Below are 20513 nucleotides of genomic sequence, written 5' to 3' on the forward strand. Positions count from 1 at the left end.
AACTCAGCAGTGAAACGATGCATCGCCGATGGTAGTGTGGGGTTTCCCCATGTGAGAGTAGGTCATCGTCAAGATTAAATTCCGAAACCCCTATCTGCGCATGCAGGTAGGGGTTTTGTTTGGTCCCAAGGAAAGTGTCTATCAGTTGAAGCACAAATTGGCACAGTTATTTTCGATACATGACACTAGAATAGGTCCAACTTTTTCGGAGCCACAGCCTTTATGCCAGATCCAGTTGACGCCACAGGGCTGTCAGAATTATCGCTGGACGACTTGGTAGCGTGTCATGAGTGCGACTTGCTGATGCGCAAGCCCGAACTCGCCCACGGCGAGAAAGCCCTCTGTCCGCGCTGCGGCTACGAGCTCTACGCCCATCGGCATAACGTCGTACAGCGCAGTCTTGCGTTGGTTCTCGCCGCTCTGTTGTTGTATATCCCAGCGAACTTTTTACCCATCATGCAGCTCCATCTACTCGGGCAGTCATCGCACGACACCGTATGGAGCGGTGTTGTTGGCCTGTTCAATACCGGAATGCAGGGCGTTGCAGTCGTGGTGTTTCTCTGCAGCATGGGAATCCCGCTGCTCAAGTTGCTTTGCCAACTGGTTGTGCTGCTGAGTATCCGTTTTGATATCGGACGTAGTTACGGTCTGTTGCTGTACCGCATTTATCACCATTTACGCGATTGGGGGATGCTCGAGGTCTACTTCATGGGCGTACTGGTGGCGATCGTCAAACTGGCAGATATGGCAGCAATTACCGTCGGGCTTGGCCTGGCGTGCTTTATCGGTTTGTTGTTAGTTCAGGTCTGGTTGGAGGTTGTGATGTCGCCCCATCAGATCTGGCAGGCTTTATCAGGAGAGGATGTCCATGCGGGCGATTGATGCAGGCATTCTGATTTGCGTCGAATGCCATGAATTGAATAAGCAGGAAGTCGACACCGACGAGCAGCTCTGCACACGTTGCGGTGCGTTGGTTCGCGCCCGTCGCCCGAACAGTGTGATGCGTACCTGGGCGCTGCTGGTTACCGCCGCGGTTCTCTACATCCCAGCCAACTTGTTACCGATCATGACCGTCAGTTCGCTGGGGCAGGGCGATCCCAGCACGATCATGTCCGGTGTGATCCAACTGGTTCAACACGGCATGATTCCAATCGCTGCCGTGGTTTTTATCGCCAGTATTCTGGTACCAACGTTCAAATTGGTGGGGATCGCCCTGCTGCTGTTTTCTGTGCAGCGCCGTCAGCCACTGTCGGCTCGCCAACGCATTTGGATGTACCGTTTTATTGAGTTCATTGGCCGCTGGTCAATGCTCGATATTTTTGTGATCGCCATCCTGGTGGCGGTTGTGAATTTCGGACGGCTTGCCAGCGTCGAAGCCAATCTTGGCGCCATTGCTTTCGCCAGTGTGGTGATTCTGACAATGCTTGCCGCAGTAACTTTTGATCCCCGGCTGATTTGGGATAACACGGAGTCGGACGACGACCATGACTGATTTGCCTACAGCAAAAACCCGACCGGCCTCGAACTGGTCAGCTATTTGGGTGTTGCCCCTGATTGCCCTGATCATCGGCGGCTGGCTCGGCTGGCGTGCCTACAACGAGACCGGCCTCGAAATTCAGGTGCGTTTTGAAAGTGGTGAAGGCATTCAGGCCAACAAGACCGAAGTCGTCTACAAAGGCATGCCGGTGGGTAAGGTAAAAACCCTAAAACTCGATGACGAAGGCAACGCCAAAGGCGTAATCGCTACCGTCGAGATGAACAAGGACGTGGAGCCGTACCTGCGAACCAGCACCCGTTTCTGGTTGGTCAAGCCGAGCGTGACGCTGGCCGGCATCACTGGCCTGGAGACGCTGGTCTCGGGGAACTACGTCGCGATAAGCCCGGGCGAGGGCGAGGCGACTCGCAAGTTCAAAGCCTTGGCTGAAGAGCCGCCGCTGTCGGACGCTCAGCCCGGTCTACACCTGACCATCAAGGCTGATCGTCTCGGTTCACTCAATCGCGGTAGCCCGGTGTTTTATAAGCAGATCAGGGTCGGCCAGATCAAAAGTTATTTGCTGTCCGAAGACCAAGGCACCGTTGAACTTAAAGTTTTCATCGAGCCGACCTACGCCAAACTGGTGCGCAAACACACACGTTTCTGGAACGCCAGCGGTATCAGCATCGACGCCAACCTGTCGGGTGTAAAAGTGCGCAGCGAATCCCTGGCGAGCATCGTCGCTGGCGGTATCGCGTTCGCCACGCCGGAGAATCGCAAGGACAGCCCGCCTACCGACCCGAGCCTGCCGTTCCGTCTCTACGAAGATTTCGACGCCGCCGCCGCGGGTATTCGGGTCAAGGTCAAACTCAGCGACTTCGAAGGAATGCAGGCGGGTCGCACTCCGGTTATGTACAAAGGCATTCAGGTCGGGAATCTGAAAGCGCTCAAGATCGATCCCGATCTATCCAGTGCCACCGCCGAATTGACCCTCGATCCGCTGGCTGAAGATTACCTGGTCGAAGGCACCCAGTTCTGGGTAGTCAAACCGTCGATCTCGCTTGCCGGTATCACCGGGCTCGAAGCGCTGGTCAAAGGTAACTACATCGCCGTGCGTCCTGGAGACAAAGGCGCCGTACCACAGCGCGAGTTTGTGGCTAGGCCGAAAGCACCGCCGCTTGACTTGCGTGCACCGGGATTGCATCTGGTGCTGTTCACCGAAAACCTCGGTTCGCTAGAGGTCGGCAGCCCGATTCTCTACAAGCAGGTCAGGGTCGGTTCGGTCCAGAGCTATCAGTTCTCCCGCACTAAAAAGCAGTTGGTGATTGGTGTACACATCGAGAAGGAATACGAAGGGCTGGTTAACGCCTCGACACGGTTCTGGAATGCCAGCGGCATCACGCTGACGGGTGGACTGACCGGCGGAATCCAGGTCAAAAGTGAGTCGCTGCAAAGCCTGATGGCCGGCGGCATAGCCTTCGAAACCCCGCAAGCCAAGGCGCCGCTGCAGAAGCGGATTCCGCGTTTCCGTTTGTTCGCCAATCATGATGACGCGACGCAAAAAGGTGTCGTGGTAACGATCAAGGTTGATCGCGCCGATGGTTTGCGCAGCGGCACGCCTATTCGCTTAAAAGGCCTGGATGTCGGCAAGATTGAAGATGTCGATCTCAGCGATGACCTGCAATCGGTGCTGCTGACTGCACGAATCACAGAGGTGGCGGAGCGTATCGCTCGGGTCGGCAGTCAGTTCTGGGTCGTCAAACCTGAACTGGGTCTGATCAAGACCTCCAACCTCGAAACGCTGGTCACTGGCCAATACATCGAAGTGCAACCCGCCGCGAAAAGCCTTGGCCCGCAGAAGCACTTCGTGGCCCTGGCCAATCCGCCGGAAACCGCTAAACAAGAGGCCGGGTTGAGTCTGGTGTTGAGCGCTGCCCGCCGTGGTTCGCTAAAAACGGGTGTGCCGGTCACCTATCGCGAAATCACCGTGGGCAAGGTGACAGGCTATGAACTTGGCCAGACGGCGGATCGTGTGTTGGTCCACATCCTGATCGAGCCAAAGTACGCGCCGCTGGTGCGCAGTGGCACGCGCTTCTGGAACTCCAGTGGTTTTGGCTTTGATTACGGCTTGTTCAAAGGTGCGACGATGCGTACCGAGTCGCTGGAGACGCTGATTCAGGGCGGCGTCGCTTTCGCCACGCCGGATGGCGAGCGCATGGGCAATCCGGCGCGAGCCGAGCAAACGTTCCCGCTGTTCGATAAGTTTGAAGACGAATGGCTGACCTGGGCGCCGAAGATTTCAATCGGCAAGTAAGCCCCAAGCAGCAGGCATGAAAAAGGCCGCGATCCATTGGAACGCGGCCTTTTTTACTGCCTTCGATTAATGCACATCAGACTGCATCCAGCTCCGGCTCGTCCGCTTCAACATTAACGGCAGCCTTCACCTCATCGTGACGACGAATGTACTTCCAGTCCGCCTCGTCGATGTAGATCCCGTTCGGCCCGCTGCCACCCTCCAGGTCGATGGCGACACTGGCGCAGACCTGCGGCTTCACACTCGCCAGGATCGGTACGAAGCCCAGTTGCAGGCTGGTTTCCAGCAGCGCTGCCTGGTTCTTCTCGTCAATGTCCGCTGCCTCGTCGAGGTAGTACGGCAGGCGCACGCGACCGGCCTGGTCGCGGTCCATCAAGTGCAGCAACAAGTACATGTTAGTCAGCGCCTTGATGGTCATTGTGGTGCCGTTGGATGCCGCCCCATCGATGTCGGTGTGGATTACGGGCTGACCGTTGACCTTGGTGATTTCGAACGCCAGCTCGAACAGGTCCTTGAGGCCGAGCTGGTTGTGGTTAGCCGCCACCAGACGCGCCAGGTATTCCTTGGCTTCTTCGTTCTTGTTGTCCTGATCGGCGCTTTGGCTCAGGTCGAAGACCGAAAGGGTTTCGCCTTCTTCATACTGGCCGGCGCTGTGGATGATCTGGTCGATGTGCTTGAGCGCTTCCTTGTTCGGCGCGAGTACGATGCGGAAGCTTTGCAGGTTGGAGACCTGACGCTTGTTGATCTCGCGGTTGAACAGCGCCAGTTGATGCTCAAGGCTGTCGTAGTCGCTGCGGATGTTGCGCAGGGTCCGGGCGATGTCGGTAACGGCCGCACGACGCGCCTTGCCAAGGGTCAGTGCTTCGTCGGTACGGTGCGCGTAAGCGTTGATCAACAGTTGCAGGCGACGTTCCATATCGTCTTCGCTGTCGAACTTGGCCACACCCTTGAGGCGGACCTGGGCGTACAGCGCCTCGATCTGACCATCGCTGCGCAGCAACCCTTGCCAGCTGTCCTGATAGTCATTGAGCAGCGGTAACAGGTTGTCCATGGAATCGTCGATCGGGTCCATGAACGGCGTACCGAACGGCAGATCTGCGGGCAGCAGCTGACGACGGCGCAGGGCGTCGTCGAGGGTGCGTTGCTTGGCTTCCATGTCGCCGATCTGCCGGCCGACCAATTGCAGTTTGGCCGACAGTTGTTGGACGCGTTCGGTGAAGGCATCGCTGGAACGCTTCAACTCGTCCTGCGCCGCTTCCAGCTGCGCCAGCTGTTCCAGCTTGTCGCCTTCCTCGGCGCTCAGGGTTTGCGCGCGGCGGAAGTCTTCCAGCGCTTTCTGCGCATCCAGCACTTGCTGGTACAGCGCTTCGGTTTGGGTCTTGCTCGCGGCGCGGTCGGCTGCCACGGCTTGCTGGGTTTTCAGTTGCTTGAGTTCTTTATCCAGGCGCTCTTTCTGATCGCGCAATGCCGCACGGTCAGCCAGGGCTTGCAGCGCTGGAGGTTCGATGTGCGACAGGTCGATGGACAGGCCGGGTACTTCGAAACGCTCGCCTTTGAAACCATCGAGGATCAGCTCCATGGATTTGACCCACTGGCCATCCTCATCCAGCGTGATCCCGTGTTCGCCCAACGGCAGGCTGAACAACGAACTGTTGAACAAACGCATCAGACGCTCGACATCCTGTTGCGAGAACTCCTCGCGCAGACGGGCGTAGCTGTTGTTGTCGGCGTGATCGAGTTGCTGCTTGACCGACTTCAGGCGTTTTTCCAGATCCCGCAGACGCTCTTCCAGATCTTCGGCGCTGAACTGCCGCGACTGCGCCAGCGCACCGGCCAGTTCATCGTGCGCGTCCTTGGCGGCGAGCAGTTGCTGCTCAAGGACTTTGACATCATCGACCAGCGCGAAGCGATGCTTGAGTACCGACAACTCGCCGAGCCAGCGCTGGATGCCGGAAATTTCCCGCTCCAGACGCATCAATTCTTGCGTGCCGCCACGCTGATCGTTTTGCAGCGCGTCTTGCTCGTTGCGGTAATGCTCAGCCTGAATCGTCAGCTCTTCCTTGCGCGCACTGGCGTAGTCGGACCAGGTGCCAAGCAGGGAATCGAGCAGCGGCGAGATTCGGTGCAATTTGCCGCGCAGGATGTTGCGCTGGGTCACGCCTGCCGCAAGGGCTTCGACCAATGGGCCGGCGGTGACCAGCGAGTTGTAGTCCTGCTCCATGCGTCGTACATCGCGGAACGCTTCTTCGCACGCGGCGATGTAGTCGACGCTACCGGAACGCAGGCTATGTTCGAACGCATCAAGAAACAATTGCTTGAGCTTGGCCGCGGTGATTTCGCGCATGTGCAGCAGGTTAATGAACAGCGCGCGGAACGTCTTCAGGCTCTGCTCGCTGGTGGAGCGCAGCGGAATCAGCGTCAGGTCCAGCGGGATCGACGTGTGACCGCCCACCAGCAGGCGACGCAGTTCATCCGGCTTGAGTTCGTAGGCTTTCAGGCCTTCGCGCTCAAGGTTGCTGAACAATTCTTTCTGACGCAGGCACGTGTCGTTTTTCTGGTAATGGGCCAAATCCAGTTTGCCAGCGTAGGCAAAGAACTGGTGACCGAAACCACCGCCCGGGCCGCGCCCGACTACGCCGATCACATGAGGTCCGTGCGGCAGCGCGACTTCGACCAGGATGTAACTGGTGTCCGAGGCGAAGTAGAAACGCCGTGATTGTTCCAGGCTGTATTTGCCGAAACTCATGTCCGACATGCGCGCCAGAATCGGGAACTGCAACGCGTTGATCGAGGCGGATTTGCCGAGGTTGTTCGCGCCGTAAACCGACAACGGTTCTTCAAGCGGGAACAGGCCGAGGCTGTAACCGGCGGTATTCAAAAGGGCAAAGCGGCGAATGCCGTAGCGTTCCTTGCTCATGCGTCGGTCTCCTGTTCTTCGGCGATGGCGCGGGCCATGGCGTCTTCTTCGCTTTCTTCTTCGAAGTCGCTGAGGTCCAGCGGATCATCCGTCGCCAACAACTTTTCGTTGCTGTCGTCATCGATCAGTACGGGCACCGGCAGTGGCAGCACGCTGTGCAGGCTGGCGGCCAGATCACGGTCTTGCTGGACCGACAGGCAGACATCGAGGAAGCGATGCATCGGCGGCAGGAAACGGTAGATGCCGTTTTCTTCGCCGGCGAAACCAAGCTGAGTCATGCGGCGCATGATTTTTTCTTCGAGTTCTTCGACGGTCTGCACTTCGGCCTGGATAAACAGGTCGCGGTATTTCTCCAGCAGCGATGGCAATTCATCGCGGCCGAGGCTGCCCCCATCCAGCACGGCAACTGGATCGCGGCCCTGATCGGCCAGATGCTCGACGAGAATGAAGGTAAACAGCGCCAGACGTTGCGCGGTCTTGTTCACCGCCGCCGCCGCGAGGTCCGGCACGAAGTAGTAGAAACCACGGGTGTCGCAGACCAGTTCAAAGCCCAGCGCCTTGAACAGCGTGCGGTACGGGTCCTGGAAGTTTGACAGTTGCGCGTACAGCTCCGGATCGCGGCGGCTGACGTGGTAACCCTTGAACAGCTCGCGAAAGATTGGCGCCAGCTGGGACAGTTCGGATAGATCAAGTTGCATAGGGAGTTCTCGCAGAATCCTCGGCGGTGTCGCGGGCCGAGAGCAGGGCGAAGGAGCGCAGGCTGACCTGGTGCTCGTGAGTGTGGTAATCGCGGCGTTCCAGACGCTCGCGTGTGAAGCGCTTTTCCCGCGACAGGCGCGAGAACCAATAAAGCAATTCGTCGGTGGCGCCGTCCGGTTCTTGCTCCAGCAACCAGGTCATCAGGTCCGGCATCGGCAGGGCGTCTTCGCAGCGTTCGAGCATTTCCCGAACCGTGCGTGGCGCGCGCGGGGCTTCGCCTTTCTGAGTTTTGTGGGCCTTGGGGAAGCGCGCCGGTTTTGGCTCGAAACGGGCCAAGGCGTAAACGTAGGCTTCGACCTGACTGGCGCTGCCGAGGAACGTGCTTTGCGGCCGAGTGAACATCGGCATCGCCGCTTGGGGCACCGCATCGATGCCTTTGCGACGGATGGCCGACAAGGCCAGCGCCGCGCCACGGGTCACGGCGTTGTGCCGGCGGGCTTCTTCACGCAGCGGCAGCAACAGCTCGCGGGCGTGGCGCAAGGTCAGTTGAGCGCTGGTCTGCATTTCGAGGATGCGCGCGTGGGTGCGCAGCAGCATGTCGTCATCGACCAGGTGGCCGAGGCGCTGCTGTTCGGTGAGCATCTTCAGTAGGACGTTCTCGACCTTGCGCACGCCTTGTTCGAAGGCGCCGTCGGCGTTCACCAACTGAATCATCGGCTCGACGTATTCGTCCCAGGTCGCCAACACTTCAGCGTAACGCTGGCGCAGGGGAATCTGCCGGTCGCTGGTCTTGGCCCGCTCCGCGACGGCCACCAAGGCCTGTTCGTCGTTGGCGAGTTTTTTCAATACATCCCGTACGCGCATGTCGAGCAGGCGCAACTGGCGCGCCAGGTCGTGGCCGTCGCGGATGTCGAAGGCGTCCTGGATGTAACCGGCCAGGCGCTCGAGATGGCGCAGATAGGCTTCGATCTCCAGGCACAGGCCCAGACGGTGCTCACGGCGCAGGTAGGCGAGGAAGTCGTGGATCTGCGCATTGAGCTCGAAACGGTTCGGGCTTTTCGCCACGGGAACCAGAATGTCGAGGCGGATCCACACGTCCAGCAGACTGGTGATGTCCTGCGGCGTACTGTCCAGTTGCTGGGCGGCCAACTGTGAACGCAATTCGTTGAGGCTCAGAGTGCCTTGGTCGAAGTGCTCGCACAGCGGCTCCAGAAGTGCCCAGTGTTCAGCGAGGGCGCGCAAAACGCGCTTGGGTTCGATCATCGGAATGGCCGGCTGGTTGACGAATAAAAGCAGCGATTGTACTGCATCACGTCCGTTGCAATTCATTCTCGGGACGGACAGTTGGCTTTCTATCGATCAAGCGTGGGCGATCTTGGGCGAAGGGCGGTAGAATCACCGCACTTTAGTTATCCACAAGTGGCCGACCTTTGCTTATCGAGTCCCGTCGCCGCGCCTATTTGACCGCCATGCAGGTGGTCAACTGGCTGCCGCGCACCGAATTGCCCTTTGCTGCGCCCTCGCGCCCCGAACTGCTGGAGATGCCCGAGCCGTTGGTCGTCATCCCGGTGGCACCGGCGCCAGTGGCTGAGTCGCCCGTGGAACCTGTGGCCAAACCGGTCGAGCGGGTGAAAATCGAGGTGCCACGGCCGTCGCTGGCCAGCACGCGCACGAATGCCAAGGTTGAAGAAGAGGCCGCTCCGGTGGTGGCCAAGGCGCGAGTCGTGCCGCCACCGCGTTTCGCCCTGCAATTACTGCGGGCCGGGCGTTGCCTGCTGCTGGTGGAGTTACCCACAGGCGAACCCTTCCAGACCCGTGACCCCGCCTATCTGTTGCTCAAAGACATGCTGCGCGCCGCCGGTCTGCCGGACAGCCCACAGATCGTCGGCGAGCCGGTGCGTTGGCCGCTGTTGTCTCGGGGCACCATGGATCAAGGTCCGGAAGCGGCTCGCGACTTCGTGCAAGGTTTTCTCTCGGCCCGACTGGAAGACGCACCGAGCGTCTGCATGTGGCTGATCGGTCTGCCGGCGGTGCGTTTTGCCGGTGAGGCGAACGCCGAATCCTTCAACCGTGAACTCCAGGTCGAAGGCCTGGGCTCGGTCTGGGCCCTGCCGGGTCTGGAATTATTAATGGAAGAGCCACAGCGTAAGGCTGATGTCTGGCAAGCCATGCGTCGGCTGATGGCGCGCTGGAAAGAATCGAATGAGTGACGCTGTATCGTTCCGCCCAATGACCGAGGCGGACCTGGACGTTGTACTGAAAATCGAATACGCGGCTTACAGCCATCCCTGGACCCGTGGGATTTTTCTCGATGGGCTGGGTAAATATCAGATATGGCTGATGTTTGAAGGTCAGCAGCCAGTCGGCCACGGGGTGGTGCAGATCATCCTTGATGAAGCGCATCTGCTGAACATCACCGTCAAACCGGAAAACCAGGGCCGTGGTCTGGGCTTGACGTTACTGGAGCATTTAATGTCCCGGGCGTATGACGCCAAGGCGCGGGAGTGTTTCCTTGAGGTGCGCGACAGCAATCGTGGCGCGTTTAAGTTGTATGAGCGTTATGGGTTTAACGAGATTGGGCGGCGGCGCGATTACTACCCGGCAGTGGGCGGGCGTGAAGATGCTGTCGTCATGGCCTGTACCCTCGTCGATTGAGTTATAGCTATTGTGGCGAGGGAGTAAGCGCCCTCGCCACAGCTCAACGATTACCGTCCATCGGATCCTGCCGCGCCAGTTCCTCTTCGTCCAGCCCATTTCCCCCGCCAATGTTCTCTTCATCGACAATGCTCAAATCCCAATCGGCCTGGTCACCTTCACCCGCTTCGTGGGCGTCCCGTGCGCCGTCTTCACGGATCAGGGTTTGCGGGCTCATGTCGTCGTCGGTGGACTCATCGTCATCGCTCGAGGCCCCGGTCATGCCCGCTTCACGTACGCGTTCCCGAGGCATCAGGCGTTCACGCTCCGTTTGCGTCAGCTCGTCGCCGATTTTGGCGCTGGGTTCTTCTTCGCCGAAGTCCAGCTCATGCATCGAGCCCATGCGGTCTTCGTTGTCGTCGATGGGCTCGGGTTGCGTTGCATCGTACGGACGTCGTGATTCAGTCATGGCAATTCCTCATACTGTAGGCCTTACTAGGGTGGACCCCCTGGGCTGCTGAGAATTCCTCCGGCATGGAAAACCGGGTATTTGCATCTGGCGCGTGACCCCGACAGATGGATGTCTGTCATAGAAACGCATCATTCTCGAGGTTTCATTGCATGAACGAATTACAAGATCTAATTGATAACAACGAGCGCTGGGCTGACGCGATCACCAAAGAAGATCCTGATTTCTTCGCCAAGCTGGCCCGTCAGCAAACCCCGGAATACCTGTGGATCGGTTGCTCCGACGCCCGAGTGCCGGCGAACGAGATCGTCGGCATGCTCCCCGGCGATCTGTTTGTACACCGCAATGTGGCCAACGTGGTGCTGCACACCGACCTCAACTGCCTGTCGGTGATTCAGTATGCGGTCGACGTGCTGAAGGTCAAACACATCCTCGTTACCGGCCACTATGGCTGCGGCGGCGTGCGCGCCTCGATGCAGAACCGTCAGTTGGGCCTGATCGACGGCTGGCTGCGCTCGATTCGCGATCTCTATTATGAAAAACGCGAAGAACTCGCCAAATTGCCCACTGAAGAAGAGCAGGTCGACCGCCTCTGCGAGTACAACGTGATCCAGCAAGTGGCCAATGTCGGGCACACCAGCATTGTGCAAAACGCCTGGCACCGCGGGCAGAGCCTGTCGATTCACGGCTGCATCTATGGCATCAAGGACGGTCGCTGGAAAAGCCTGAACGCCACCATCAGCGGTTTCGAGCAATTGCCGCCGCAATACCGTCTGCGTCCGGTCGAGGCGTTGTAACGCTCTTCAGCAGAGACTTCGCCGGCGCCAGTGCTGCAGAAACAACTGGCCGTCGGCGTTCGGCGGTTCATCGTAGCCGGTGATCCAGCCTCGGCAGTCGAACGCGCCGCACCGGCAGGCGAACTGACGCAAGAGTTTGTCTTCGGTGGACGCGTAGTCCATCGTCAGTCGGTCACCTTTTTTGATGTCCTTCAGCGCCCATAACCACAGCTCGCTCATGTCGAGAAATACGTTTGGGTCGCAGGAATGTCGCAACAGCCCGCAGAAGCGCGGATCGTAGACATGGATGCCATGGGCCAGTTGCCGGGTATGCCGGCACCGATAAGGCAGCAGATGCCCCGAAGCCCGACAAATGCGGCTGATACGTGGAAAATCCCGAAGTACTGCGACGGCTGCCGCCGATCCGTTAGTGTTGTCGATAATCTCGAAGTCGGCCCTGGCGGGGAATCCAAGGTGAACGGGCAGCTCCGCAAAGGGATATATCCCATCGGGAGGTTTTTCACGCGTCTCGTGCAGGGTCTGGATGCTCATAACGATCCTTGTTGGCTGGGTGCTGCGACCTCCATCAGCTGACGATCCTGTCAGCTCTGCAGCACAGGGGTACGCTTCAAGCCTCTCGCAAATGAAACGGCGGGTCTACTGTCATAACTGACAGTAGACCCGCCGTTCATCGTTTTACAGGGGCGGGGCAGCGATCGCGGTCGCGGGTGCCGGGGCTTTCAGCTGTTTGAGCTGAGATTTGATCGGTGCCGTCGCGCACTTGGCCACGGCTTTTTCGGGCGTCAGGTTGCGAATCGAGGTGTAGAACAGCTCACAGGTTTTTTCTGCCTGGGCCACTTGCCAGGTTTGCGTGCAACTTCTCAGTTCTATGTCGGGATTACTGTCCGGTTGGCGGCCCATGGCGGCCTGCCAGCACGCGGCACTCAAATCCTGACCCATGACTTTAAGCCCCGCCGCGTCGGCCTTGGTCTGGGCATCGTTGCCGGTATAGCTTTGCGGGTCGGCGGCGTACCAAATGTAGCTTGGGTGGTTGGAACCCAGCACTGGCACGTTCACCCCGTCGCTCGGACTGATGCTGACCAGGCCCAGCACGTTCACGGTCGGCCCGTATTGCTGCTTGATCCAGTTACGCACCGGCGCGCCGAAGGCGACCATCGGCAACGCCGCGCCACTGGCGTTCTGGCTGAGTTGCTTGACCATCGTGGTCTGGTAGTCCTTGAAGTAGTCGTAGACGCCTTCCAGATCCTTGCCGGCGTTGGACGGTGCGGCAATCGGTGCAATGTCGATGATGGTTTGGTAGCCCGGAGTCTGGTCGGCCGGAACTCCGTTGTCAGTCAACAGCGTGGCCCAGCGATCGGTGGTGGCCGATCGCAGGTAATCCTGAGCCTGGGTCAACGAATAGTCGGGTGGGAAGTGCAACAGTTCAACGCTTTTGCGGTTCTCCAGGGCCATGCCCAGTGGCAGGAACAGATACCAGCTGTAAGCCCACTTGCCATCGGCATTCAGCTTGCTCGCGCCGGTATAGGCCAGATCACCGGCATCGAGCAACGCCGCCAACGGTTTTTCATAGCCACGGGGTACGCCGCTGATTTCGGCGTAGAGCTGATCGTTATCGGTTTTGACCTGCACTTTCGCCGCGCTGTAACCATCGCGCTGCACGCTTTGGGTCAGGTAATGCTCGACCGTTTGCTCCAGCGTCCAGTTGCGAAAGCAGATCACGTTGCAGTTATTGGGGTAGGCGAACAGGCGGGTGACGCGTTCGGTACTGCCCAGCTTCAGGTCGACGTCGGCATGGGCGGCGGCGCTCAGGGTGAGGGCCGCGAGGGTGAATCCTGCGAATTTGAACATGCTCAGATCCTTTTCAGCGTGGTCCCGTTGATTGGGGTACGCGCCATACTGGATCAGCGGCGTTACACAGAACAGTGTGTGCGTATAGTTTTTTTGCGTAGCGCCTGCGGTGTGTATGCCAGGAACTCTCGGTTATGGAGTCCGGCCGGGGGTTAATGTCTATGGGCCGGACGGAGGTTGAAGCGTTACAACAGCTGTAGTGCCAGATGAGTACCGGCGCGCAAGTACTCGACCTGTGCCAATACGGCATCCTTGACGATGGCCTCTCCTGTATCGGTGAGCTTGGCTTTTTTGGCGTCAATGATGGACGTTTGCGTTAATTGCATGACTACATCCATCGCTTTTTGAAGGGCGGTCAAATTGTTGTGCTGGCCGAACTCACGGACGACAGCGTCCATACGGCGATCTGCATCATCACGCAGCTTTTTATATTCAACGACTGAAACCCTACCGTCCTGGTAAATCTCGGTAATCATCTCTTCCAGCGTTTTCGATATTAAAGACATGTATTTGTTCATCCTTGGTCAGTGCTGTCTTGCTTTAAAAAGTTTGTGAGCTGTCGGAGTTTACTCAGCGATTTATAGGTTGGAGATAAGAACTCTCCGGGTTTCATGTCAGGCGCAATCGAGCCTGTTTGTAGGATAAATCTAGGCGCTTGTTTCATGCTCAAGCAGCGTGAACTGATTGCACCTGCCTGCAGCAGGTGCAATCACATACGTGTTAAGGCATCACTGGCGCCGTATACGTCAGCGTGGTCCCCAGCGCCCACAGCAGGAATAGCACCAGCGGCGTGTGCACCAGCAGTTGCACGAACGAAAACCCGATCAAGTCCCGCGCCTTCAACCCGAGTACACCCAGCAGCGGCAGCATGTAGAACGGGTTGATCAGGTTCGGTAGGGCTTCGGCGGCGTTGTAGATCTGCACGGCCCAGCCCAGGTGGTAGTTCAGGTCGGTGGCCACTTGCATGACGTACGGCGCTTCGATGATCCATTTGCCCCCGCCGGACGGGATAAAGAAACCGAGGATCGCCGAGTACACGCCCATCAGCAGCGCGTAGGTGTCGTGGGACGCGATTTGTACGAAAAAGGTCGAAATGTGGTGAGCCAGCGTCTGAGCGTCAGTGCCTTTGACGGTGGTCATCAGCGCGGCGATCGAGCCGTACAACGGGAACTGAATCAGTACGCCCGTGGTGGTAGGCACCGCACGGCTCACCGCGTCGAGGAAGCTGCGCGGGCGCCAGTGCAGCAGGGCACCGAGCATGATGAACAGGAAGTTGTAGGTGTTCAGCCCGGAAATCGCACTGATCGCCGGTTTGGTCGAGAACTCGTGGAACAGCCATCCTCCCGCCAGCAGCACCAGCAAAATCGTCAGCAGCGGGCTGTGCTCCAGCCATTCGCCGGGGCGGGTGCGCGGTTGCAATGGCGGCAGGTTGAAGCTCGGATCGATGCCGCAGGCTTTGGCATCACGGGCCGAGTTCGGGCCGGGGGCGGTGGCGTAGGCAATGATCAGCGAGATCACGATCAGCGCCAGCAACATCACGCCGGACTGCCAGAGAAAGATCGTTTGCGTGAAAGGAATTACCCCGGTGATCGACAATATCGATGGCGGCAGGCTGGCCGGGTTGGCCTGCAATTGCGCGGCGGACGAGGACAAGCCCAAGGCCCACACCGCGCCGAGGCCCAGATAGGCGGCAGCACCGGCAGCGCGGTAGTCCATTTTCAAATCGGTACGGCGGGCGAGGGCGCGCACCAGCAAACCGCCAAACACCAGCGACAGCCCCCAGTTCAGCAGCGAAGCGACCATGGAGATCAACGCAACCCAGGCCACGGCCGAGCGGCCGTTTTTCGGGATCCGCGCCAGCCGGTCGATCAGTTTCACCGCCGGGGGCGAGCTGGCGACCACATAACCGCCGATCACCACGAAAGCCATCTGCATAGTAAACGGGATCAGGCTCCAGAATCCGTCACCGAAGGCCATGGCGGCGTCGGTGGGTTTGGCGCCCATGAACAGGGTTGCCACGGCGACGATAATCACCGCCAGTGCGGCAAACACCCAGGAATCGGGGAACCAGCGTTCGGCAAAACTTGAGCAGCGCAGGGCAAAGCGGGCAGAGCGGGTATCTTCGATATCAGCGGCCACGGGTGTACCTCGAATTTTTATGTTTGTTGTGGTCTTCAGGACCGCAAAGGCCCGTCTAGACAGGTGCCAACAGTAAAACAATCGGTTCTATTTTGTGACCAGGTTTTACGCGTTTTGGACTTTGGTCTAACGGGTTGTCCGTTGGCGCGTTTGCGTAGACCATGGGCGCCTTGGTTTTTTGCCTATGCCAGAGTTCTTTTCATGACCGCCAACATCCACTCGCGCCCGGCACCGTTCACTCGCTCGGATTACAAGACCCTAGGCCTTGCTGCCCTTGGCGGCGCGCTGGAAATTTACGATTTCATCATTTTCGTATTTTTCGCCCTGATCCTCAGCCAGCTGTTCTTCCCGCCTGAAATGCCAGAGTGGCTGCGACTGCTGCAAAGCTTCGGGATCTTCGCTACCGGTTATTTGGCGCGGCCGTTGGGCGGGATTCTGATGGCGCATTTCGCCGACCGGCTGGGCCGCAAGAAGGTCTTCAGCCTGAGCATCCTGATGATGGCGCTGCCGTGTCTGCTGATTGGCATCATGCCGACCTACGCCCAGATCGGTTATTTCGCACCGCTGCTGCTGTTGGCCCTGCGAATTCTCCAGGGCGCGGCGGTGGGCGGTGAAGTGCCGAGCGCCTGGGTGTTCGTCGCCGAGCATGCACCCGCCGGGCATCGCGGTTATGCCCTCGGTTTCCTGCAGGCCGGGTTGACGTTTGGTTACCTGATCGGCGCCCTGACGGCGACTTTTCTGGCGCAGGCGTTCACCCCGGCAGAAATCCTCGATTACGCCTGGCGTTACCCGTTCCTGCTGGGCGGCGTGTTCGGTGTAATCGGCGTCTGGCTACGCCGCTGGCTCAGCGAAACCCCGGTGTTCATGGCCATGCAGGCCCAGCGGGATGCAGCTGTCGAACTGCCGCTGCGCACGGTCTTGCGTGAACACCGTCTGGCCATGCTGCCGGCGATGATCCTCACCTGTGTACTGACCTCGGCGGTGCTGGTGTTCGTGGTAATCACCCCGACCATGATGCAGAAAACCTTCGGTATGACCGCCAGCCACACCTTCGCCCTGAGTGCCTTGGGCATTGTCTTTCTGAATATCGGCTGTGTACTCGCCGGGCTGCTGGTCGACCGCATTGGCGCCTGGCGCACGGTGATGCTCTATAGCTTGCTGCTGCCACTGGGCATCGGCGTGCTCTATACCTGCCTGATCATCGGTGGTAACTGGATCGGCCTGGCGTACGCGGTGGCCGGTCTCGGTTGCGGGGTGGTCGGCGCGGTGCCGTCGGTGATGGTCAGCCTGTTCCCAGCGCGGATTCGTGTCTCGGGGATTTCCTTCACCTACAACATTGCCTACGCCATTTGGGCGAGTATCACACCGTTGTTGCTGATCGGTCTGATGCCGTGGAGCCCATGGATCTGTGTGATCTTCTGCGCGGTGATGGGGGCTGTGGGTGTGAGCAGCGCGGCGTATTTCGGCGCACGCATGCCCAAAGTGAGTAGCCGCAGCGTGGCTCCCTGTGTCTAGCGACTGTCAGCGGGTTTCTGTGATGCAAAGGAGCAGCGCAATGCAATTGGTACCCATCCTTGAAGTATCCCGTCAGCTTCAGTCGCGTGTTCGGGATCTGCGCAATCAGCCAGATGTTCGCCACTACATGTACACCGATCATGAGATATCCGACGCCGAGCACACTGCCTGGCTCGGCTCGTTAACGGACAACCCGCGTCAATCCGTGTTCGTACTCATGCTCGACGGCGCAGTCGGTGGCGTGGTGTCGCTGAACGCGATCAGCACGCTGCACAAAACGGCTGACTGGGCTTTTTATCTCGACAGTGATCTGCAAGGACGAGGGCTGGGCAGTCGGTTGGAGTTCTGGCTTCTGGACCATGCGTTTGGTGTGGCAGGTCTGGAAAAGCTCAACTGCGAAGTGCTGCAGAGCAACCCGGCGGTGATCAGGCTGCACCAGAAGTTCGGCTTTTCCATTGAGGGCGTGCGACGCCAGAACATCATCAAGGACAATGCCAGAGTCGATGTGGTGATGCTGGGCATTACTCGACAGGAATGGGCGGCGCGGCGGCCGAAAATGGACAGCGTGATGGCACGGCTGAACCGTGTCAGTTGATCAGGTGAGAACCCTGCAACTATTTTTGTAGGACAACCCTGAAACGCTCTTCAGAAAATATCCCCGAGGCCGATGGTTAGGCTGCGTATCGCTATCTATCCCTGTCCATCGGTGTATCCCCATGTTCAACAAACGCTTGAAGCAGGAGCTGTCGGCTCTTCGCGAAGAACTCTCCAGCCTCCAGCAAGTGAAGGAAAGTCTGGAAAGCGAGATGCTGGTCCTGACCCTCGATGTCGATGGGCGGATTCAATCGGTCAACCAGAACTTCATCGGTGAGATGCTCTACAAAAGCAGCGACCTTATAGGGCGACACATCGAAGACATCGTTCCGGCCCATGTGAAGTCGGACGAATTTCACCACCGCTTCAAGGTCGCGTTGACCCGTGGCGAGCACTTTGCCGGCACGGTGCGTTTGTTGCGTGGCAATGGCCAGGAGGCCTGGCTGCGATCGATCGTGCAGCCGGTTCGGTCCGCGGACGGCCGTACCAAGCACTACTCGATTTACTCCAGTGACCTGACCCGCACCATCGAGGCGTCTCGTGAGCATGAGAACCTGATCGGCGCGCTTGTGCGCTCCACGGCAGTGATCGAGTTCGACCTCAATGGCAATGTGCTGGCGGCCAACGACCGGTTCCTCAGCGGCATGGGTTACAGCCTGGCGCAGATCAAGGGCAAACATCACCGCACCTTCTGCGACCCCGAGGTATACAACAGCACCGCGTACCAGGACTTCTGGCGCCGTCTGAATGCAGGCGAGTTCGTCGCTGACCGTTTCAAGCGCATCGACAGCCACGGTCGCGTGGTCTGGCTGGAAGCTTCTTACAATCCGGTGGTCGATGCCAACAACAAGCTCTACAAAGTGGTGAAGTTCGCCACGGTGATTACCGATCAAATCAATCAGGAGCAAGCCGTCACCGACGCTGCCAACATTGCCTACAGCACCTCACAGCAAACCGACAGCAGCGCGCAGCGCGGTAACGCCGTGGTGACTCAGGCGGTGAACGTGATGCGCAATCTTGCCAGGCACATGCAGACCGCCGGCGAAGGCATCGAAGCGTTGAACGAGCAATCGCTGGTGATTGGCACCATTGTCAAAACCATCAGCGGGATTGCCGAACAGACCAACCTGCTGGCGCTCAACGCGGCCATCGAAGCCGCTCGGGCTGGAGAACAGGGGCGTGGTTTCGCGGTGGTGGCGGATGAGGTCCGGCAATTGGCTTCGCGCACCAGCCAGGCAACCGATGAGATTGTTGGCGTAGTGCGTCAGAACCAGGACATGGCGCGCAACGCCGTGGCGCTGATGACCGAGGGCAAACTCCAGGCTGAACAGGGGCTGGCGCTAGCGGCAGAGGCGGGGACGGTGATTGTCGAGATTCAGGACGGCGCACAGAAAGTGGTGAACGCGGTCGGGCAGTTTGCCAATCAGTTACCGACTTGATGCCTGCCATCGCGACGTAACTCGCTACAAGCGGCGTTTTCCCCAGGGGCTGCCATCAGTGTTTCTCACCGGGCGTATCGTCTGCTCAATCATGGGCCGAGCGTGTTGGTCTGCGCGGCCCATGACAGCCAGCGCAACATCATGGCGGTGGCCTGGGCCCTGCCGCTGGATTTCGAGCCGCCGAAAATTGCCGGGGTGTTGGACAAGTCCATCTGGACGCGGCAATTGCTAGAGGCTTCGGGTGCGTTTGTGCTGATTGTTCAGGCAGACGAGCGGGCATTTCCTGAAAGTAGGCGATCCAGTGGACGGCAACACCTTGCAGCCGTAAGCCGCCCGCTTTTCACACCCAGACGTCATTCTGCGCAGTGCGCTCGCCACCGTTGTTACCCGTGTTCAGCACACCCTTGGGTTCGATGAGCAGGAGTTTCACCTCCTGTTCGGCAAACGGTTTGTGCTCGACACCTTTTGACACCACATACATTTCACCGGCGTTCACCAGTACGTGGCCATCGCGAAAGTCGATGCGCAGTTGCCCTTCGAGGACGATGAACGTTTCGTCGGTATCCAGGTGATCGTGCCAGATGAAATCCCCCAGCAGTTTCACCACCTTGAACTGGTAGTTGTTCATTTCAGCGATGACCCGAGGCGTCCAGTACGGGTCGATTCTGGCGATTTTTTCAGCGAAATTCAGGCTTTCGTAAGCGTTCATGAAGCCGTTCTCGTGGTTGATCGTAGATCCACGATAGCCCGCGCATCGGTGTGCTTCTTGAACGATTGTGCGTGGCTCAGCGGCGGTGCATCTTCATCCAGCGGGCCGGCGACAGGCCGTAGGTTTTGCTGAACTTCCGGGTCATGTGGCTCTGATCGGTGAAGCCGGCGATCAGCGCAGCGCTGACCAGTGACTGGCCCTGAATCAGCAGAGAGCGGACCAGGTCGAGGCGACGCAGGGTCAAGTATCGATAAGGGCTGGTGCCGAACAACAGACGAAAATCCCGCGACAGACTCCAGCGATCGCGACCGCTGTGTTGCGCCAGTTCTTCCAGCGTCAAGGTGCGATCCAGCGCGCTGTGAATGAATTCCCGAGCGCGCTCGGCGGCCATATAGTCGAAGCGCTGGCGGGTGGCGGACACGCCGGAAATGCGGTTCAGGGCTTGGGCCAGGTCGAACAGCGCATCCTGCTCTTCGAGAGGGTCGAGGGGGCAATCGAGGCTACGCAGCAGCACGGCGGTGGCGGCGAACAAACGTGGATCGGTCGACAGGCCTGTTTTGATATACGGCAATGGCTGGCCGCCGAGCATCTGCTGGATCAGTGCCGGTTCGATGTACATCATTCGGTACTGGAACCCTGTCTCGGTGCCGGCTTCGCCATCGTGGACTTCGTCCGGGTGCAGCACCATGGTCGTGCCCGGCAAACTGTGGCGCCAGCCACCGCGGTACTGAAAACTCTGTACACCGGCCAGGGTATGCCCGATGGCGTAGGTGTCGTGGCGGTGAAGATCGTAGCCGTGGCCTGCAAAAAACGCCTCGAAACGCTGAAGCCCGCCGACGTCGGGCGCGCGGTGGAACCAGTCGTGGTGAATGATTTTTTTGCCCATCTGAGGATGCTCGAGAGCCATAAGCCTGTGAGTGGAACATTACCCCGGGGAGGGCTTTATGTCTGCGGAAGCGTTTCTA

At 58.9% G+C, this 20513-nt stretch carries 18 protein-coding genes, 1 rRNA gene and 3 pseudogenes; 12 read left to right on the plus strand and 10 right to left on the minus strand.

Annotated elements, in window-relative coordinates; translation table 11 throughout:
- The 4 genes from rrf to ACXPVS_RS20915 form a co-directional block, all read left to right on the plus strand.
- Positions 1-74, plus strand: a 5S ribosomal RNA gene (gene rrf, locus ACXPVS_RS20900); the annotation flags it as partial.
- A gap of 148 nt (positions 75-222) precedes the next feature.
- On the plus strand, positions 223-882 hold the full coding sequence (locus tag ACXPVS_RS20905; RefSeq protein WP_458511627.1) for a paraquat-inducible protein A: 660 nt from the start codon (positions 223-225) through the stop codon (positions 880-882).
- On the plus strand, positions 869-1492 hold the full coding sequence (locus tag ACXPVS_RS20910) for a paraquat-inducible protein A (RefSeq protein WP_458511628.1): 624 nt from the start codon (positions 869-871) through the stop codon (positions 1490-1492). The genes ACXPVS_RS20905 and ACXPVS_RS20910 overlap by 14 nt, the downstream gene beginning before the upstream one ends.
- Positions 1485-3788, plus strand: coding sequence for a PqiB family protein (locus tag ACXPVS_RS20915; protein ID WP_458511629.1), 2304 nt, complete (start codon positions 1485-1487; stop codon positions 3786-3788). The genes ACXPVS_RS20910 and ACXPVS_RS20915 overlap by 8 nt, the downstream gene beginning before the upstream one ends.
- A 76-nt stretch (positions 3789-3864) precedes the next feature.
- Here the strand turns inward: ACXPVS_RS20915 and mksF are convergent, their stop codons facing one another.
- From mksF to mksB, 3 genes are read right to left on the minus strand one after another with little or no spacing between them, the layout of a single operon-like run.
- Entirely contained in the window at positions 3865-6705 is a 2841-nt protein-coding gene (gene mksF, locus ACXPVS_RS20920) for an Mks condensin complex protein MksF (RefSeq protein ID WP_458511630.1), read from the minus strand.
- Positions 6702-7403: an Mks condensin complex protein MksE gene (mksE, locus tag ACXPVS_RS20925; RefSeq protein ID WP_458511631.1), complete on the minus strand. Its 702-nt coding sequence runs from the start codon at positions 7401-7403 to the stop codon at positions 6702-6704. Before mksE ends, mksF begins: the two co-directional genes overlap by 4 nt.
- Complete coding sequence (mksB, locus tag ACXPVS_RS20930) at positions 7393-8667, minus strand: Mks condensin complex protein MksB (protein WP_458511632.1); 1275 nt, start codon at positions 8665-8667, stop codon at positions 7393-7395. Before mksB ends, mksE begins: the two co-directional genes overlap by 11 nt.
- Before the next feature lie 206 nt (positions 8668-8873).
- Here mksB and ACXPVS_RS20935 point away from each other — a divergent pair, with 206 nt between their 5' ends.
- Complete coding sequence (locus ACXPVS_RS20935; RefSeq protein WP_458511699.1) at positions 8874-9614, plus strand: energy transducer TonB; 741 nt, start codon at positions 8874-8876, stop codon at positions 9612-9614.
- Complete coding sequence (rimI, locus tag ACXPVS_RS20940) at positions 9607-10059, plus strand: ribosomal protein S18-alanine N-acetyltransferase (RefSeq protein ID WP_458511633.1); 453 nt, start codon at positions 9607-9609, stop codon at positions 10057-10059. Before ACXPVS_RS20935 ends, rimI begins: the two co-directional genes overlap by 8 nt.
- A gap of 43 nt (positions 10060-10102) precedes the next feature.
- Here rimI and ACXPVS_RS20945 read toward each other — a convergent pair whose 3' ends face one another.
- Entirely contained in the window at positions 10103-10507 is a 405-nt protein-coding gene (locus ACXPVS_RS20945; protein ID WP_458511634.1) for a serine kinase/phosphatase, read from the minus strand.
- A gap of 152 nt (positions 10508-10659) precedes the next feature.
- Between ACXPVS_RS20945 and can the strand changes: the two genes are divergently transcribed.
- Positions 10660-11304, plus strand: a complete 645-nt coding sequence (gene can, locus ACXPVS_RS20950) for a carbonate dehydratase (protein WP_458511635.1) — start codon at positions 10660-10662, stop codon at positions 11302-11304.
- Between the two features lie 6 nt (positions 11305-11310).
- Here can and ACXPVS_RS20955 read toward each other — a convergent pair whose 3' ends face one another.
- The 4 genes from ACXPVS_RS20955 to ACXPVS_RS20970 all read right to left on the minus strand — a co-directional run bounded on the left by ACXPVS_RS20955 (position 11311) and on the right by ACXPVS_RS20970 (position 15291).
- Positions 11311-11835, minus strand: coding sequence for an SET domain-containing protein-lysine N-methyltransferase (locus ACXPVS_RS20955; RefSeq protein ID WP_458511636.1), 525 nt, complete (start codon positions 11833-11835; stop codon positions 11311-11313).
- A 144-nt stretch (positions 11836-11979) separates the two neighbouring features.
- Positions 11980-13152 (minus strand): hypothetical protein, encoded by a 1173-nt coding sequence (locus ACXPVS_RS20960; protein ID WP_458511637.1) that lies wholly within the window; start codon positions 13150-13152, stop codon positions 11980-11982.
- A 185-nt stretch (positions 13153-13337) separates the two neighbouring features.
- On the minus strand, positions 13338-13658 hold the full coding sequence (locus ACXPVS_RS20965) for a hypothetical protein (RefSeq protein WP_458511638.1): 321 nt from the start codon (positions 13656-13658) through the stop codon (positions 13338-13340).
- Between the two features lie 214 nt (positions 13659-13872).
- Positions 13873-15291 carry a short-chain fatty acid transporter gene (locus ACXPVS_RS20970; RefSeq protein ID WP_458511639.1) on the minus strand — a complete coding sequence of 473 codons (1419 nt, stop codon included), beginning with the start codon at positions 15289-15291 and terminating at the stop codon, positions 13873-13875.
- Positions 15292-15492: 201 nt separating this feature from the next.
- Between ACXPVS_RS20970 and ACXPVS_RS20975 the strand changes: the two genes are divergently transcribed.
- The 5 genes and pseudogenes from ACXPVS_RS20975 to ACXPVS_RS20995 form a co-directional block, all read left to right on the plus strand.
- Positions 15493-16806, plus strand: coding sequence for an MFS transporter (locus tag ACXPVS_RS20975; protein ID WP_458511640.1), 1314 nt, complete (start codon positions 15493-15495; stop codon positions 16804-16806).
- A 40-nt stretch (positions 16807-16846) separates the two neighbouring features.
- The gene (gene pseH / locus ACXPVS_RS20980) at positions 16847-17401 is read left to right on the plus strand and encodes a UDP-4-amino-4,6-dideoxy-N-acetyl-beta-L-altrosamine N-acetyltransferase (protein WP_458511641.1); all 555 of its coding nucleotides are present in this window, start codon (positions 16847-16849) and stop codon (positions 17399-17401) included.
- A gap of 211 nt (positions 17402-17612) precedes the next feature.
- A pseudogene (locus tag ACXPVS_RS20985) lies at positions 17613-18251 on the plus strand (PAS domain-containing protein); the annotation flags it as partial.
- 150 nt (positions 18252-18401) lie between these two features.
- Positions 18402-18839: pseudogene (locus tag ACXPVS_RS20990) on the plus strand (methyl-accepting chemotaxis protein); the annotation flags it as partial.
- 54 nt (positions 18840-18893) lie between these two features.
- Positions 18894-19118, plus strand: a pseudogene (locus ACXPVS_RS20995) (flavin reductase); the annotation flags it as partial.
- A gap of 61 nt (positions 19119-19179) precedes the next feature.
- On the opposite strand, the gene ACXPVS_RS21000 reads toward ACXPVS_RS20995, so the two are convergent.
- Together ACXPVS_RS21000 and ACXPVS_RS21005 are read right to left on the minus strand one after the other, a co-directional pair.
- On the minus strand, positions 19180-19548 hold the full coding sequence (locus ACXPVS_RS21000) for a cupin domain-containing protein (RefSeq protein WP_458511642.1): 369 nt from the start codon (positions 19546-19548) through the stop codon (positions 19180-19182).
- Between the two features lie 76 nt (positions 19549-19624).
- Positions 19625-20434 carry an AraC family transcriptional regulator gene (locus tag ACXPVS_RS21005; RefSeq protein ID WP_458511643.1) on the minus strand — a complete coding sequence of 270 codons (810 nt, stop codon included), beginning with the start codon at positions 20432-20434 and terminating at the stop codon, positions 19625-19627.
- Positions 20435-20513: the final 79 nt, after the last annotated feature.

The organism is Pseudomonas sp. Ma2-10 (genome assembly GCF_054330215.1).

What these genes read in the sequence shown, in the direction of transcription:
- ACXPVS_RS20905 (WP_458511627.1), top strand. Translation starts at nt 223, where the DNA reads ATGCCAGATCCAGTTGACGCCACAGGGCTGTCAGAATTATCGCTGGAC.
- ACXPVS_RS20910 (WP_458511628.1), top strand. Translation starts at nt 869, where the DNA reads ATGCGGGCGATTGATGCAGGCATTCTGATTTGCGTCGAATGCCATGAA.
- ACXPVS_RS20915 (WP_458511629.1), top strand. Translation starts at nt 1,485, where the DNA reads ATGACTGATTTGCCTACAGCAAAAACCCGACCGGCCTCGAACTGGTCA.
- mksF (WP_458511630.1), bottom strand. Translation starts at nt 6,705, where the DNA reads ATGAGCAAGGAACGCTACGGCATTCGCCGCTTTGCCCTTTTGAATACC.
- mksE (WP_458511631.1), bottom strand. Translation starts at nt 7,403, where the DNA reads ATGCAACTTGATCTATCCGAACTGTCCCAGCTGGCGCCAATCTTTCGC.
- mksB (WP_458511632.1), bottom strand. Translation starts at nt 8,667, where the DNA reads ATGATCGAACCCAAGCGCGTTTTGCGCGCCCTCGCTGAACACTGGGCA.
- ACXPVS_RS20935 (WP_458511699.1), top strand. Translation starts at nt 8,874, where the DNA reads ATGCAGGTGGTCAACTGGCTGCCGCGCACCGAATTGCCCTTTGCTGCG.
- rimI (WP_458511633.1), top strand. Translation starts at nt 9,607, where the DNA reads ATGAGTGACGCTGTATCGTTCCGCCCAATGACCGAGGCGGACCTGGAC.
- ACXPVS_RS20945 (WP_458511634.1), bottom strand. Translation starts at nt 10,507, where the DNA reads ATGACTGAATCACGACGTCCGTACGATGCAACGCAACCCGAGCCCATC.
- can (WP_458511635.1), top strand. Translation starts at nt 10,660, where the DNA reads ATGAACGAATTACAAGATCTAATTGATAACAACGAGCGCTGGGCTGAC.
- ACXPVS_RS20955 (WP_458511636.1), bottom strand. Translation starts at nt 11,835, where the DNA reads ATGAGCATCCAGACCCTGCACGAGACGCGTGAAAAACCTCCCGATGGG.
- ACXPVS_RS20960 (WP_458511637.1), bottom strand. Translation starts at nt 13,152, where the DNA reads ATGTTCAAATTCGCAGGATTCACCCTCGCGGCCCTCACCCTGAGCGCC.
- ACXPVS_RS20965 (WP_458511638.1), bottom strand. Translation starts at nt 13,658, where the DNA reads ATGTCTTTAATATCGAAAACGCTGGAAGAGATGATTACCGAGATTTAC.
- ACXPVS_RS20975 (WP_458511640.1), top strand. Translation starts at nt 15,493, where the DNA reads ATGACCGCCAACATCCACTCGCGCCCGGCACCGTTCACTCGCTCGGAT.
- pseH (WP_458511641.1), top strand. Translation starts at nt 16,847, where the DNA reads ATGCAATTGGTACCCATCCTTGAAGTATCCCGTCAGCTTCAGTCGCGT.
- ACXPVS_RS21000 (WP_458511642.1), bottom strand. Translation starts at nt 19,548, where the DNA reads ATGAACGCTTACGAAAGCCTGAATTTCGCTGAAAAAATCGCCAGAATC.
- ACXPVS_RS21005 (WP_458511643.1), bottom strand. Translation starts at nt 20,434, where the DNA reads ATGGGCAAAAAAATCATTCACCACGACTGGTTCCACCGCGCGCCCGAC.